The organism is Devosia chinhatensis (assembly GCF_000969445.1).
Lineage (GTDB): Bacteria > Pseudomonadota > Alphaproteobacteria > Rhizobiales > Devosiaceae > Devosia > Devosia chinhatensis.
The window spans coordinates 1,133,456-1,146,904 of sequence record NZ_JZEY01000061.1; the positions used below are offsets into that span (position 1 = coordinate 1,133,456).

General features: G+C 63.3%; 10 protein-coding genes. 7 read left to right on the top strand and 3 right to left on the bottom strand.

The features are described 5' to 3' along the window. The first annotated feature begins 240 nt into the window (after positions 1 to 240). On the top strand, positions 241 to 1,833 hold the full coding sequence (pckA, locus tag VE26_RS15935) for a phosphoenolpyruvate carboxykinase (ATP) (protein WP_046106463.1): 1,593 nt from the start codon (positions 241 to 243) through the stop codon (positions 1,831 to 1,833). A 55-nt stretch (positions 1,834 to 1,888) separates the two neighbouring features. Here pckA and VE26_RS17265 read toward each other — a convergent pair whose 3' ends face one another. After that, positions 1,889 to 2,779, bottom strand: coding sequence for a cell wall hydrolase (locus VE26_RS17265; RefSeq protein ID WP_052715964.1), 891 nt, complete (start codon positions 2,777 to 2,779; stop codon positions 1,889 to 1,891). Between the two features lie 286 nt (positions 2,780 to 3,065). Beyond that, positions 3,066 to 3,746 (bottom strand): HAD family hydrolase, encoded by a 681-nt coding sequence (locus VE26_RS15945; protein WP_152658899.1) that lies wholly within the window; start codon positions 3,744 to 3,746, stop codon positions 3,066 to 3,068. Positions 3,747 to 3,851: 105 nt separating this feature from the next. On the opposite strand from VE26_RS15945, the gene VE26_RS15950 reads away from it, so the two are divergent. Next, positions 3,852 to 5,261, top strand: coding sequence for a protein adenylyltransferase SelO (locus VE26_RS15950; protein WP_046106093.1), 1,410 nt, complete (start codon positions 3,852 to 3,854; stop codon positions 5,259 to 5,261). 13 nt (positions 5,262 to 5,274) lie between these two features. Continuing rightward, positions 5,275 to 5,829, top strand: a complete 555-nt coding sequence (locus VE26_RS15955) for a gamma carbonic anhydrase family protein (protein WP_046106094.1) — start codon at positions 5,275 to 5,277, stop codon at positions 5,827 to 5,829. Here the strand turns inward: VE26_RS15955 and VE26_RS15960 are convergent. Beyond that, a complete protein-coding gene (locus VE26_RS15960; RefSeq protein WP_046106095.1) occupies positions 5,826 to 7,238 on the bottom strand; it encodes a helix-turn-helix domain-containing protein in 1,413 nt (470 codons plus the stop codon). The two genes, VE26_RS15955 and VE26_RS15960, sit on opposite strands and share 4 nt — an antisense overlap. Positions 7,239 to 7,359: 121 nt before the next feature. Between VE26_RS15960 and VE26_RS15965 the strand changes: the two genes are divergently transcribed. From VE26_RS15965 to mce, 4 genes are read left to right on the top strand one after another with little or no spacing between them, the layout of a single operon-like run. Continuing rightward, positions 7,360 to 8,892, top strand: coding sequence for an acyl-CoA carboxylase subunit beta (locus tag VE26_RS15965; protein WP_046106096.1), 1,533 nt, complete (start codon positions 7,360 to 7,362; stop codon positions 8,890 to 8,892). A 10-nt stretch (positions 8,893 to 8,902) separates the two neighbouring features. After that, a complete protein-coding gene (locus VE26_RS15970; RefSeq protein ID WP_046106097.1) occupies positions 8,903 to 10,882 on the top strand; it encodes an acetyl-CoA carboxylase biotin carboxylase subunit in 1,980 nt (659 codons plus the stop codon). Further along, on the top strand, positions 10,882 to 13,002 hold the full coding sequence (gene scpA / locus VE26_RS15975; RefSeq protein WP_046106098.1) for a methylmalonyl-CoA mutase: 2,121 nt from the start codon (positions 10,882 to 10,884) through the stop codon (positions 13,000 to 13,002). Before VE26_RS15970 ends, scpA begins: the two co-directional genes overlap by 1 nt. Beyond that, positions 12,999 to 13,409: a methylmalonyl-CoA epimerase gene (gene mce, locus VE26_RS15980; RefSeq protein ID WP_046106099.1), complete on the top strand. Its 411-nt coding sequence runs from the start codon at positions 12,999 to 13,001 to the stop codon at positions 13,407 to 13,409. Before scpA ends, mce begins: the two co-directional genes overlap by 4 nt. Positions 13,410 to 13,449 lie beyond the last annotated feature (40 nt).

The window sequence follows — 13,449 nt, forward strand, 5'->3', positions numbered from 1 at the left end:
AGGTCAAAGCCCTGCCGGTTCGCTGACAGGTATTTGCGCCCGTTGCAGGCGACAATTACGCATTAAATAAGGCACGGCCAAGTCTGGTGCAAAGTCTCGTGCCAATTCTCCGCGGGTTCCATACAAGTTCCGTGCGATGCAACTTCAGTCTTACGACCGATTTCCGGATGGTTCGCGGCCGGTATCGCTCCCTATTTTGCCGTCCATAGGCCGCATTGATTGCGGCGCGTGGAGATCAAGATGACAGCGTTCGATCACGACGCCCTTCGGACCGCATTGTCCGCAGCCGCCACATCGCTTAGCGACAACGCCAATGCGCCGGCCCTGGTTGCCGCTTCGCTCGGGCAGGGGCATGGCGTATTGACCGCCGATGGTGCCCTCTCGGTGACCACCGGGGCCTATACGGGCCGCTCGCCCAAGGACAAGTTCATCGTCCGCGATGCGCGCACCGATGCCAGCGTCTGGTGGGACAATTCGGGCGCCATGAGCCCGGACCATTTCGATGTGCTGTTGGCCGACATTCGCGCGCACCTGGGGGGGCAGTCGCTTTACCGCCAGGATCTTCTGGCCGGCGCCGATCCGCGCCACCAATATGACGTGACGGTCGTCACGCCCAGCGCCTGGCACGCGCTCTTCATCCGCAATCTGCTGATCCGGCGCGGCGAGGACATTGCCGCTTCCGATGCCGCCATGCCGGTCACCATCGTCCATGCGCCCCATTTCAAGGCCGACCCGGCCCGCCACGGCAGCCGCACCGAAACCGTTATCGCGCTCGACATGACGCGCAACCTCGTACTGATCGCCGGGACGCTCTATGCCGGTGAAATCAAGAAGTCGGTGTTCTCGCTGTTCAACTTCCATGCCCCGGCGCGCGGCGTGCTGCCCATGCATTGCTCGGCCAATCTCGGGCCCGATGGCGAGGCTGCCCTGTTCTTTGGTCTTTCGGGCACGGGCAAGACCACCCTGTCCAACGATCCGGCCCGCCCCTTGATCGGCGATGACGAACATGGCTGGAGCGAGGATGGTGTTTTCAACCTCGAAGGGGGCTGTTACGCCAAGACGGTCAAGCTTTCGGCCAGTGCCGAGCCGGAGATTTTCGCCGCAACCCGCCGTTTCGGCACCGTGCTCGAAAATGTCGTGCTCAACGCTCACAATGTGCCAGCATTTGACGACGTAACGCTCACCGAAAACACGCGCGCCGCCTACCCGCTCGACGTGCTCCCCTCTGTGGCGCGCGGCGGCGTCGGTGGCACGCCCCGCACGATCGTCTTCCTCACCGCCGACGCCTTTGGCGTCCTGCCACCGCTGGCCCGCCTGACCCCTGACCAGGCGGTCTACCATTTCCTGTCCGGCTATACCGCCAAGGTCGCCGGTACCGAGCGTGGCATCACCGAGCCACAGGCCACCTTTTCGGCCTGTTTCGGGGCCCCTTTCATGCCGCTGCACCCCAGCGTCTACGGTCAGATGCTGGCCGAACGCCTTCGCACCAGCGGCGCTCAGGCCTGGCTGCTCAATACCGGCTGGACCGGCGGCGCCTATGGTCAGGGCAAGCGCATCGACATCGCCTCGACCCGCCTGCTGCTCAGCGCGGCGCTGGATGGAGCGCTGGACCATGCCGATATGCGCTTTGATCCCCTGTTCGGCTTCGAGGTGCCCCTCAACGTCCCGGGCATCGACGAACGCCTGCTGGATCCACGCCGGACCTGGCCCGATCCCGAGCTCTACGACGCCCAGGCCACGAGGCTTGTCGGGCTTTTCCGGGCGAATTTCGAGAAATTCGGCCCCGAGGCCGACGCTGAGGCAGGGCCTCGGCTGCAGATGGCGGCGGAATGAACGACAAGCAAAAGGGCGCTCTTGGGCGCCCTTTTCGTCTGCCGAGATGGCAAGCTCAGTTCGGCGAATAGAAGATGTGCGAATCCACCGCCGCCACGCGACTGAACGTGTGTGACCAGGACGGGGCCACGGCCGTCGTGTGGTAATAGAGCGCCGATCCGGGCAGGACGCCGATGTCCTTGCCTTGTGCGAACTCGGCATAGACTTCGCGCGCCAGATCCTTGGACTTGGCCCAGGCACGGCGTTCGCCCGGCGTATTGTCTCGCCCGTCACAGGCAAAGGTGAACTGGCACCGATAGAGGCCCTTATTGGCATTCTGGTAGATCACGCCGCACAGGGAGTCCGGAAATTCCCCCGAACGGGCGCGGTTCACGATCACATTGGCCACGGCCAGCTGTCCTTCAGCACTCTCGCCGCGCGCTTCGTGATAGATCGCCTGGGCCAAGCAATCGCGCTCGGTATCGGCGCGCTCGAGCCGCTTTTCCATCGGCTCGTAGCCGGACTGGACATAGCCGGCCAGCATGTCGGACGTCACGCTCGGCTGCGGACGTGGCGCCGGCCCGGCAAGACTGGCAATGGCTGAAAGGGCCGTATTGCCGCCATAGGAAGCTCGGCCGATATAGCCCATGAGCAGGTCCGGCGTCAGTTCAGGCTGCGGTCCGGCAAGCGTGACGTCCACCGAACGCAGGGCCAGCTGACGCTGACCGTAATTGGCGAGTAATTGGGGCGTCAGCGACAGCTCGCCGGGGGCAAGCGGAACCCGTGTCGCCCCAATGGCCGGCTGGGTGCGCAATTCGGCAATGGCGACCGGAATCGTTTCGGGCAGAGTGACTGTCGTATCGGCCTGGGCAGGAGTGACGATCACGAAAAGCACGAGTGCGGCGGCACAAAGGGCCAGCACCGGCGAAAGCGCGCGCGCCAAGAATTGCTGCCGGTCCGATATCATGCCCCGTCCTAACCCCTGGGTCCTGCCAGCCATATCCGGCGGACCTTCTTGGAGGATGCCGTTTGGGGCACCCTGTCACTTCCCGGCTGCACACTAGCCAAGCGCCGTCCGGGATGGAAGTCGAAATTTACGGCTGGTTAACCATAGCCGTTAGCGACTTAAGACAGGGTTAACGGAGCAGAGAAAGCAAGGAAACCCTTGTTTTGCAGGAGCTTGGGTCGTGCTGAAGGGGGCCTTACCGCATTCGATAAGGTTTTATCCATTACCCGACATGGTTAATCACTTCTTAGTCGCGGGCAAACGCGGCCAGGTGCACCAGCATCAGGCTCGGCACGACCGAGACGCCCAGCGCCTCGATTTCGGCATTGGGTCCCACGAGGTCGGGCACCATGATCGTCTGCATGCCGGCAGCATGGGCGGCGCGCACGCCGGCATGGCTGTCTTCGAGTGCTAGACAATGCACAGGCTCCACGCCCAGGCGCCTGGCCGCCGTCAGATAGGGCTCGGGATGCGGTTTGGGATGGACCACGTCGTCTCGCGTCACCACGGTTTCGAACAGGTCCAGCAGCCCTGCTGCCCCCAGATGATGGGCGGCATGGGGATTGCGCGAAGAGGTGGCAACTGCGGTGGGGATGCCGCGGTCTCTCAATTCGGTGATGAACTCCACAGCACCCGGCTTGACCGGAACACCGGCGTGACTGCGCTCGCGCATGGTGACGCGGCACCTCTCGTCGAACAGCGCATAGGGGAACGCCACGCCATAGGCCTCGATCAGCAATTGGTTGGTGCGTTCATGGCTGGAGCCGACCATGGACTGATGCACGTCATGGGTCATCTCGAAGCCCAGTTCGGTGCAGACATCGTAGACGATCTCGCGAAACACCGCTTCCGTGTCGAGCAGCGTGCCGTCCATGTCGAAAATGGCGGCCTGGAAGGGGCGGAGGCGGAGCGTGTCGGAAGCGGGCATCATTCCTGGACCTATAGGCCCCATTTGTGTCATCCGCCAGACTGTCCTGTGCATGGCTTTCCTGCTGGCGACGAACCGTTTCGGCCATGATAGCGTTCGGCTGCCATGAGCCAGTTTATGCCAGCCCGCCGCCACGAAGAACTCGGCGACGCCTTCTATGATCGCGTCGCCCCCATCGATTTTCCCAGAACCATCCTGCGCCACCGCGATCAGCGCTGGGCCCGGCGCCTCGGCCTTGATATGCTGGATGAGACGCGCTGGCTGGCCCATTTCGGTCGCTTCGAGCCCCTTGCTGGATCGCTGACCCAACCTCTGGCCTTGCGCTATCACGGCCATCAATTCCGCTCGTACAATCCCGATCTCGGCGACGGGCGCGGGTTCCTTTTCGCCCAATGCATCGATCCGGTGGATCACCGCCTGCTTGATTTCGGCACCAAGGGCACCGGCAAGACGCCGTGGTCGCGCGGTGGCGACGGCCGGCTCACCCTCAAGGGCGGTGTGCGCGAAGTGCTGGCCACCGAAATGCTCGAAGCCCTTGGCGTTTATACCTCCAAGAGCTTTTCCCTGGTCGAGACCGGCGAGCAACTCTACCGGGGCGACGAGCCCTCGCCGACGCGCTCGGCCGCGCTGACCCGCCTCAGCCACAGCCATATCCGCATCGGCACATTCCAGCGGCTGGCTTATCTGGAGGACACGGAGAATCTGGCGCGCCTCGTAGACTATTGCGTCGCCAATTATTACCCCGAGCTGGCCGACACGCCGAACAAACCCGCCGCTTTTCTCGAGGCGGTGGTGGCCAAAGTCGCGCGGCTGGGCGCCCAGTGGACCGCCGCCGGCTTCGTGCATGGCGTCCTCAATACCGACAATATCAACATGACCGGCGAGAGCTTCGACTACGGGCCCTGGCGGTTCCTGCCTCATTACGATCCGGACTTTACTGCCGCCTATTTCGATGAGACCGGCCTTTATGCTTTCGGGCGCCAGCCGGACACCTTGGCATGGAACCTGACGCGGCTGGCCGAATGCCTCGTGCCAGTCTCTTCCATCGAACAGCTCGAGCCGGCGCTCAATACGATCTGGCCGCGGTTTCGGGCGGAGCTGCCGGCGCAGATATTGCGTCGACTGGGGCTTGAGCCGCGCGCGCTGGAGCAGGACGGTGCCCTGGTGACGGCAGTGTTCGGATTTCTCTCTGCAAGCCAATCGCCCTACGAGCAGTTCTTTTTCGACTGGCGCGGCGGTGCCCTCAGCAGCCTGCGTGCCGCACGCAGTCCTGCCGCCCACCATTATGCCAGCGAGGCGTTCCGTCCGGTGGCCGATCTACTCGAACTTTATGGCCCCAGCGTCGACGTCAACCTCGACCACGCCTATTTCGCGCGGACACGGCCGCGGACCATGCTGATCGATGATGTCGAGGCGATCTGGGCCCCGGTGGCGGAGGCCGATGACTGGACAGCATTCGAAAACGCCCTTTCGGAAATCGCGCAGATGCGCGATGCCTACGGCATCAAGCCTTGAGGGAGGGATTTTCATGACCATCTACGCGCTGGACGAGATTGCTCCGCGGATCGACCCCGATATCGGCTTCATTGCCCCAAATGCGACCCTAGTGGGGGACGTCGTCGTCGGCCCCGAAGTCGGGATCTGGTTCGGGGTCGTTGCGCGCGGCGATATCGAAACCATCACCATCGGCGCCCGCACCAATGTGCAGGAAAATGTCGTGCTGCACACCGACCGCGGCTATCCCCTGTGCATTGGCGAAAACGTCACCATCGGTCATGGCGCCATTGTGCATGGCTGCACCATTGGCGACAATTCCCTTATCGGCATGGGCGCCACCGTGCTCAATGGTGCTGTCATCGGGAAAAATTGCCTGATCGGGGCCAATGCACTGGTGACCGAGGGCAAGGTCATTCCTGATAATTGCCTGGTCATGGGCGCACCGGCAAAGGTCGTGCGCGAAATCGACCGCGAGGGTGTCGAGGCGCTTGCGGCTTCGGCCGATCGCTATGTGCAGAACGCCCGCCGCTTTGCGTCCGGCCTGAAGCCCTTCGATCGCCGTGATCCCGATTTCGATCCCGCCTAGCCGATGTCGTAGGGCACCACGTTGCGCCGGTCGGCCGAAACTGAAATAGCCGACGCCAAAGGGGGGACCGCCCGCTGCGGACAGGCGCGGCGCTCGCAGATGCGGCAGGAAATCCCAATGGGCTCGAACCCGGTCCGCGTCAGATCGAGATCGTCGGCATAGACGAGCCGCCCGGCATGGGAAATCTCGCAGCCCAGGGCATAGGCATAGCGGCGCGTCGTGCCGCGATAGCCGCCCATGCGCTTCTCGTGGCTCCAGGCCAGGCACAGATATTGTCTTCCGTCCGGCGTCTCTGCCAATTGCCGGATAATCTGGCCATGCGCTTCGAAGGCGCGATGCACGTTCCACAGCGGGCAGGCCCCGCCGAAGCGGGCAAATTGCAGCGCCGTCGCCGAATGGCGCTTGGTGATCGTGCCGGCAGCATCGACCCGGGCGAAAAAGAAGGGCACGCCTTTTTCGCGCGGCCGCTGCATGGTGGAAAGCCGGTGCGCCACCTGTTCGAGGCTCGCGCCGAACACGCGCGCCAGCTCTTCGATATCGAACCGATAGGCATCTGCCGCCTTGAGGAACGATCCATAGGGCATGTGCAGGGCCCCCGCGAAATAATTGGCCAGCCCCATCCGCGCGATCGGCCTTGCCTCCGGTGCCGAAAAGCTGGCCTCGTCGAGCAGGGCATCCATCAGCGTGGCCTGTTCGAGCCCGGCCAGGGTCGAGGCGATGCGGAAGAACTGGCTGGACGGCTCGAGATGCGCATTGACGCGCAGCAGGCGGCTAGAACGATCGAACTCCACCAGGGTGTCGGGGCGCACTGGCACGTCCAGCACCACCCTGATGCCATGTGTTTCGGCACAATAGTCGATCAGTCGACGCAGTCGGTCTGGCCCGAGGGGGCCCAATTCATCCGAAACCGCCTCTGCCGCCCGGTCCAGCGGATCGATGTAATTGTCGGCATAGTGAAAGAAATCGCGCACATCCTCATAGGCGCTGGCCACCCCGCTTTGCGGGTCCCGCGACAGGGCTGCATCCATGCCGGCCAGGCGTTCCGTACTTTTGCGATAGGCGCCATAGAGCGCGAGGACGGCCCGGGCCATGTCTGGTGCTGTGCTGGCGACGCTTTTGAGCTCCTGCAGGTTGGGTACCACTTCGCCAAAGACGGGATCCGCCAGTGCCTCGCGCAAATCCATCACCAGCCGGTCCGAGGCGTCCGTGGCCAGCCCGGCCAGGTCCAGGTCGAACGCCTCCGCCAGCGCCAGCATGACCGATGCGGTGAGAGGGCGCTGGTTGGACTCGAGCTGGTTGACATAGGACGCGGAAATATCGAGCCGCAGCGCCAGCTCGCTCTGAGTCAGGCGGTGCTGGGCGCGCAGGGCCCGCAATTTTGCTCCGGCAAACACTTTTCGCGCCGCCATCTTCACAACCTCACAAAATCACATGCTTGCCTGTGTGTGTTTGTAGCAGTCCCGCCTTTTCCTGTCTTGGGGTCGGCGTCGCGTCGGGCTAAGGTCCGGTCAGACCATCGGAGGCACGCTCATGCAGGACATCATTTCCGCTCTCGAGGCCAAGCGGGACAATGCACGCCTGGGGGGTGGGCAGCGGCGGATCGATATCCAGCACGGCAAGGGCAAGCTGACCGCGCGCGAGCGGCTCGACGTGCTGCTCGATCCCGGCTCGTTTGAAGAATACGACATGTTCGTCACCCATCGCGCCCGTGATTTCGGCATGGCGGAAACCATCATCCCTGGTGATGGCGTGGTCACCGGCTGGGGGACGATCGACGGCCGGCTGGTCTATGTCTTTTCCCAGGATTTCACCGTCTTTGGCGGCTCGCTGAGCGAAACCCATGCCCAGAAGATCTGCAAGGTCATGGATCTAGCCATGCAGAACGGCGCCCCGGTCATCGGTCTCAACGATTCCGGCGGCGCACGCATCCAGGAAGGCGTCGCCTCTCTGGGCGGCTATGCCGACGTGTTCTGGCGCAATGTGCAGGCCAGTGGCGCCGTGCCGCAGATCTCGGTGATCATGGGCCCCTGTGCCGGCGGGGCGGTCTATTCCCCGGCCATGACCGATTTCATCTACATGGTCGAGGACACAAGCTACATGTTCGTCACCGGCCCGGATGTGGTGAAAACCGTCACCAATGAGACGGTCACCCAGGAAGAGCTCGGCGGCGCCTCCACCCACACGAAAATATCCTCGGTCGCCGACGCTGCCTTTGCCAACGACATCGAGACCCTCCTCGAAGTGCGGCGCTTGTTCTCCTACCTGCCCCTGGCCGCCGGACAGAAGCCGCCGCGCCTGCCGAGCCACGATCCCGTCGACCGGCGCGACGACAAGCTCGATACCATCATCCCCGACAGCGCCAACAAGCCCTACGACATGCGCGAGGTGATCGAGACCGTCGCCGACGAGGGCGATTTCCTCGAAATCCAGAAGGACCACGCCGGCAATATCCTCATCGGCTTCATCCGGCTCGATGGGCATACGGTGGGCGTCGTGGCCAACCAGCCCCTGGTGCTGGCCGGGTGCCTCGACATCAATGCCAGCAAGAAAGCCGCCCGCTTCATCCGCTTCTGCGACAGTTTCGAAATCCCGATCCTGACATTTGTCGATGTGCCCGGCTTCCTCCCCGGCGTCGCGCAGGAATATGGCGGCATCATCAAGCATGGCGCAAAACTGCTCTTTGCCTATTCCGAGGCGACCGTGCCGCTCGTCACCGTCATCACGCGCAAGGCCTATGGCGGCGCCTATGACGTGATGGCATCCAAGCACATCAAGGCCGATATCAACTACGCCTGGCCCTCGGCCGAGATCGCCGTCATGGGCGCTAAGGGCGCGACGGAAATCCTCTATCGCTCCGAACTGGGCGACAAGGACAAGATCGCCCAGCGCACCGCCGACTACGAAGCCCGTTTCGCCAACCCCTTCGTCGCCGCCGAACGCGGCTTCATCGACGACGTCATCATGCCCCATGGCACAAGGCGCCGCGTCATCCGCGCCTTCTCGACCCTCCGGCACAAGAGCGTGCAGGGGCCGAAGAAGAAGCACGATAATATTCCGCTGTGAGGAGAGAAAAATGATCACCAAACTCCTCATCGCCAATCGCGGCGAGATTGCCTGCCGGGTCATCAAGACGGCGCGGAAGATGGGCATTGCCACCGTCGCGGTCTATTCCGACGCCGATCGGGAAGCGCTCCATGTCCGCATGGCCGACGAGGCCATTCATATCGGCCCTTCGCCCGCCAAGGACTCCTACCTTCAGATCGACAGGATCATTGCCGCCTGCAAAGCCACGGGTGCACAGGCGGTGCATCCCGGCTATGGCTTCCTCTCCGAAAACGCCAGATTTGCCGAGGCGCTCGAAGCCGAGGGCATCATCTTTGTTGGCCCGCCGCCCAAGGCTATCGAGGCGATGGGTGACAAGATCACCAGTAAGAAACTCGCTGCCGAGGCCGGCGTCTCCACCGTGCCCGGCCATATGGGCCTGATCGACGACGCCGAACACGCGGTGACCATCGCCCGCTCAATCGGCTACCCCGTCATGATCAAGGCATCGGCCGGCGGTGGCGGCAAGGGCATGCGCATCGCCCACGACGATGCCGAAGCCCGCGAAGGCTTCGAGCGCTCCAGGTCGGAGGCGGCCTCCTCCTTCGGCGATGATCGCATCTTCATCGAAAAATTCGTCACCGAGCCGCGCCATATCGAAATCCAGCTGATCGCCGATGGCCATGGCAACGTGCTCTATCTCAACGAGCGCGAATGCTCGATCCAGCGGCGCAACCAGAAGGTGATCGAGGAAGCACCCAGCCCCTTCCTCGACGAGGCGACGCGCCAGGCCATGGGCGAGCAGTCTGTGGCGCTGGCCAAAGCCGTCGGCTATCGCAGCGCCGGCACGGTCGAATTCATCGTCGACAAGGACCGCAAGTTCTACTTCCTCGAAATGAACACGCGCCTGCAGGTCGAGCATCCGGTGACCGAATTGATCACCGGTCTCGATCTGGTCGAGATGATGCTGCGCGTCGCCAATGGCGAGAAATTGCCGCTGGCCCAGGACCAGGTGGAGCGCAAGGGCTGGGCCATCGAAAGCCGGCTCTATGCCGAAGACCCCTACCGCAATTTTCTCCCCTCCACGGGGCGGCTGACCCGCTACCGACCGCCGACGGAGAGCGCGTCGGAAACGCTGGTCGTGCGCAACGATACCGGCGTCTTCGAAGGTGGCGAAATCTCCACCTTCTACGACCCGATGATCGCCAAGCTCTGCACCTGGGCGCCGACGCGGCTGCAGGCGGTCGATGCCATGGCGATTGCGCTGGATAGCTTCGAGGTCGAGGGCGTGGGCAATAATCTGCCTTTCCTTTCGACCGTGATGGAGCAGGAGCGGTTCCGCGAGGGGCGGCTGACCACCGGCTATATTGCCGAGGAATTCCCGGACGGGTTCTCCGGCGGGGCTCTATGCGAGGATCAACATTTCGATGTCATCGCCGCAGCCGCCATGCTCATGGCCCGGCGCGAGCAGCGCCGCGGCGGCGCGCAAAGCGAAAGCCAATGGCATGTGCAGGTCGGCGAGCGTGCAGAAACAGTGGTCCTGCACCAGCACGGGCCCGACATCCTCGTCGATCTCGACTGGCGATCCGAGGCCGTGCGGCTCACCTGGCAGCCTGGCGACAGCTTGGCCCATCTCGATTGGTCGGGCGGGCGTCATGCCGTGCTCAAGGTCACCCCGACAACCTCAGGCTTCCGCATCCGCTATCGCGGTGCTGACCTCAAAGTGCTCGCGCTGCGGCCCCATGTGGCGCAATATCTGAAACACATGCCGGTCAAGGTCCCACCGGATATGAGCCGGTTCCTGCTCTGCCCCATGCCGGGCCAGGTGGTTCGCATCGATGTCAGCGAGGGCGACGTTGTCGAGGACGGCCAGACGCTCGCCATCGTCGAAGCCATGAAGATGGAAAACGTGCTCAAGGCCGAAAAGCGGGCCCGGGTTTCCAAGGTCCATGTCGTGCCCGGTGCCGTCCTGGCGGTGGATCAGGTCATGATCGAATTCGAGGCGGTGTGATGTCCGGCAAAGACAATTATGAAAAATGGGCAAAGCTTGCCCAGAAAGAACTGAAGGACACGCCCCTTTCCGCCTTGGATCGCGATTATGGCGGCATCGGCGTGAAGCCTGTCTATCTGGGCGATGACGGGGAAATCCCCGGCGTCGAGCCGTTCACCCGCGGCGTACGGGCCACCATGTATGCCAATCGTCCCTGGACCATCCGCCAATATGCCGGTTTCTCCACGGCCCGCGAGAGCAATGCCTTTTATCGTCAGGCGCTGGAGAAAGGGCAAAAGGGCCTCTCGGTCGCCTTCGACCTTGCCACCCATCGCGGCTATGACAGCGACCATCCCCGGGTCGTTGGCGATGTCGGCAAAGCCGGTGTCGCCATCGACAGCGTCGAGGACATGAAGGTTTTGTTCGACGGCATTCCGCTCGACCGGATGAGCGTTTCGATGACCATGAACGGCGCGGTGATCCCGGTGCTGGCCATGTTCATCGTCGCCGCCGAAGAACAGGGCGTCACCCAGGACAAGCTCGAAGGGACCATCCAGAACGACATCCTCAAGGAGTTCATGGTCCGCAACACCTATATCTACCCGCCCGAGCCCTCGATGCGTATCGTCGGCGATATTATCGCGCATACCGCCCAGCGCATGCCGCGCTTCAATTCCATTTCCATTTCCGGCTACCACATGCACGAGGCCGGGGCGACGGCGGTGCAGGAGCTGGCCTATACGCTGGCCGACGGTATGGAATATGTGCGCGCGGCCCAGGCAAAAGGCCTCGATATCGATGCCTTTGCCGGGCGGCTCAGCTTTTTCTTTGGCATCGGCATGAACTTCTTCCTCGAAGTCGCCAAGCTGCGCGCCGCGCGTCAGCTCTGGAGCCGGATCATGACCGATCTGGGTGCCAGGGACCCGCGGTCCAAGATGCTGCGCACCCATTGCCAGACCTCGGGCGTCTCGCTCACCGAGCAGGACCCGCACAACAATATCGTGCGCACCACCATCGAGGCGCTGGCGGCAACGCTGGGCGGCACGCAAAGCCTGCATACCAATTCCTTCGACGAGGCCATCGCCTTGCCGACCGAGTTTTCGAGCCGCATCGCCCGCAATACCCAGCTGATCCTTCAGCATGAAAGCCGCATCACCGACGTGGTCGATCCCCTGGGGGGCTCCCATTACATCGAGGCATTGACCGCCGACCTGGTCGCGGGTGCAAGCGCCTTGATCGAGCAGGCCGAGCAACAGGGCGGCATGACCGAATTCGTTGCTTCCGGTCGGCCGAAAATGGCCATCGAGGAGGCGGCGGCCCAGCGTCAGGCCCGCATCGACCGCGGCGAGGACGTCATTGTCGGGGTCAATCGCTATCGCGTCGATGTCGAGGAGACCATCGAGGTTCGCGAGATCGATAATGCCAAGGTCCGTGCCGAGCAGGTGTCGCAATTGCAGCGCCTCCGCGACACGCGCGACGAGGCCCGCTGTCAGTCCATGCTCGCGGCGCTCCGCGAATATGCGGCCAAGGACGAGGGCAATTTGCTCGAAGCCGCCATCGAGGCGGCCCGGGCCCGCGCCACGCTGGGGGAAATATCGCAGGCTATGGAAGACGTCTTCGGGCGCCACCGGGCGATCACGAGGGTGATTTCCGGCGTCTACGCAGGCCAATATGGCGACGATCCGCAGCTGAAGTCGGTCACCGCGCGCATCGACGCCTTCCGGGCGGCGCGAGGCCGGGCGCCAGCGATCTTCATCGCCAAGATGGGGCAGGATGGCCATGATCGCGGCGCCAAGATCATCGCCTCCGCCTTTGCCGATCTGGGCTTTGTCGTACATATGGGCGACCTGTTCGAGACCGCGCCGGAAGTCGCGGCCCATGCTCAAGAGCTGCGGGTCGATGCGGTGGGCGTCTCATCGCTCGCCGCCGGTCACAAGACCTTGGTGCCCGAGCTCGTTGCCGCGCTCAGGGCGCGGGCGCTCGGCGACGTCACCGTTATTGTCGGCGGCGTCATTCCCGAGCCCGATTACGACATGCTCTACGAGGCCGGCGTGGCCGCAATCTTCGGCCCGGGCACCAACGTGCTCGACGCAGCCTTCTCGGTGCTCAACGAAATCGAGGGAAGGCTGTCCAACCGATGATCGGCCGCCTCAATCACATTGCCATTGCCGTCCCTGACCTCGCTGCTGCCGCTGCCAAATATCGCGACCGGCTCGGCGCAAGTGTCGGCGCGCCACAGGCGCTGCCGGAGCACGGGGTAAGTGTCATCTTTATCGATACCGGCAACACCAAGGTGGAACTGCTCGAGCCATTGGGCGCAAACTCGCCCATCGCCGCGTTTCTCGAGAAAAATCCTGCGGGTGGCATGCACCATCTCTGCTTTGAGGTGCCCGATATCCTGGCCGCCATAAAGACGCTGGAGGGGCAGGGCGCCCGCGTTCTGGGCGACGGACAGCCCCGCACCGGCGCTCATGGTCTGCCGGTCATCTTTCTCCATCCCAAGGATTTCGACGGCACCCTGATCGAGTTGGAACAGGTCGGGCGCTGAGCGGTCCCATCTCGCTTTTACCGTTGCTTTACCACGCGCA

Bases quoted from the DNA above. Each gene is read 5' to 3' on its own strand.
- pckA (WP_046106463.1), top strand. From the start codon at position 241: ATGACAGCGTTCGATCACGACGCCCTTCGGACCGCATTGTCCGCAGCC.
- VE26_RS17265 (WP_052715964.1), bottom strand. From the start codon at position 2,779: ATGATATCGGACCGGCAGCAATTCTTGGCGCGCGCGCTTTCGCCGGTG.
- VE26_RS15945 (WP_152658899.1), bottom strand. From the start codon at position 3,746: ATGCCCGCTTCCGACACGCTCCGCCTCCGCCCCTTCCAGGCCGCCATT.
- VE26_RS15950 (WP_046106093.1), top strand. From the start codon at position 3,852: ATGAGCCAGTTTATGCCAGCCCGCCGCCACGAAGAACTCGGCGACGCC.
- VE26_RS15955 (WP_046106094.1), top strand. From the start codon at position 5,275: ATGACCATCTACGCGCTGGACGAGATTGCTCCGCGGATCGACCCCGAT.
- VE26_RS15960 (WP_046106095.1), bottom strand. From the start codon at position 7,238: ATGGCGGCGCGAAAAGTGTTTGCCGGAGCAAAATTGCGGGCCCTGCGC.
- VE26_RS15965 (WP_046106096.1), top strand. From the start codon at position 7,360: ATGCAGGACATCATTTCCGCTCTCGAGGCCAAGCGGGACAATGCACGC.
- VE26_RS15970 (WP_046106097.1), top strand. From the start codon at position 8,903: ATGATCACCAAACTCCTCATCGCCAATCGCGGCGAGATTGCCTGCCGG.
- scpA (WP_046106098.1), top strand. From the start codon at position 10,882: ATGTCCGGCAAAGACAATTATGAAAAATGGGCAAAGCTTGCCCAGAAA.
- mce (WP_046106099.1), top strand. From the start codon at position 12,999: ATGATCGGCCGCCTCAATCACATTGCCATTGCCGTCCCTGACCTCGCT.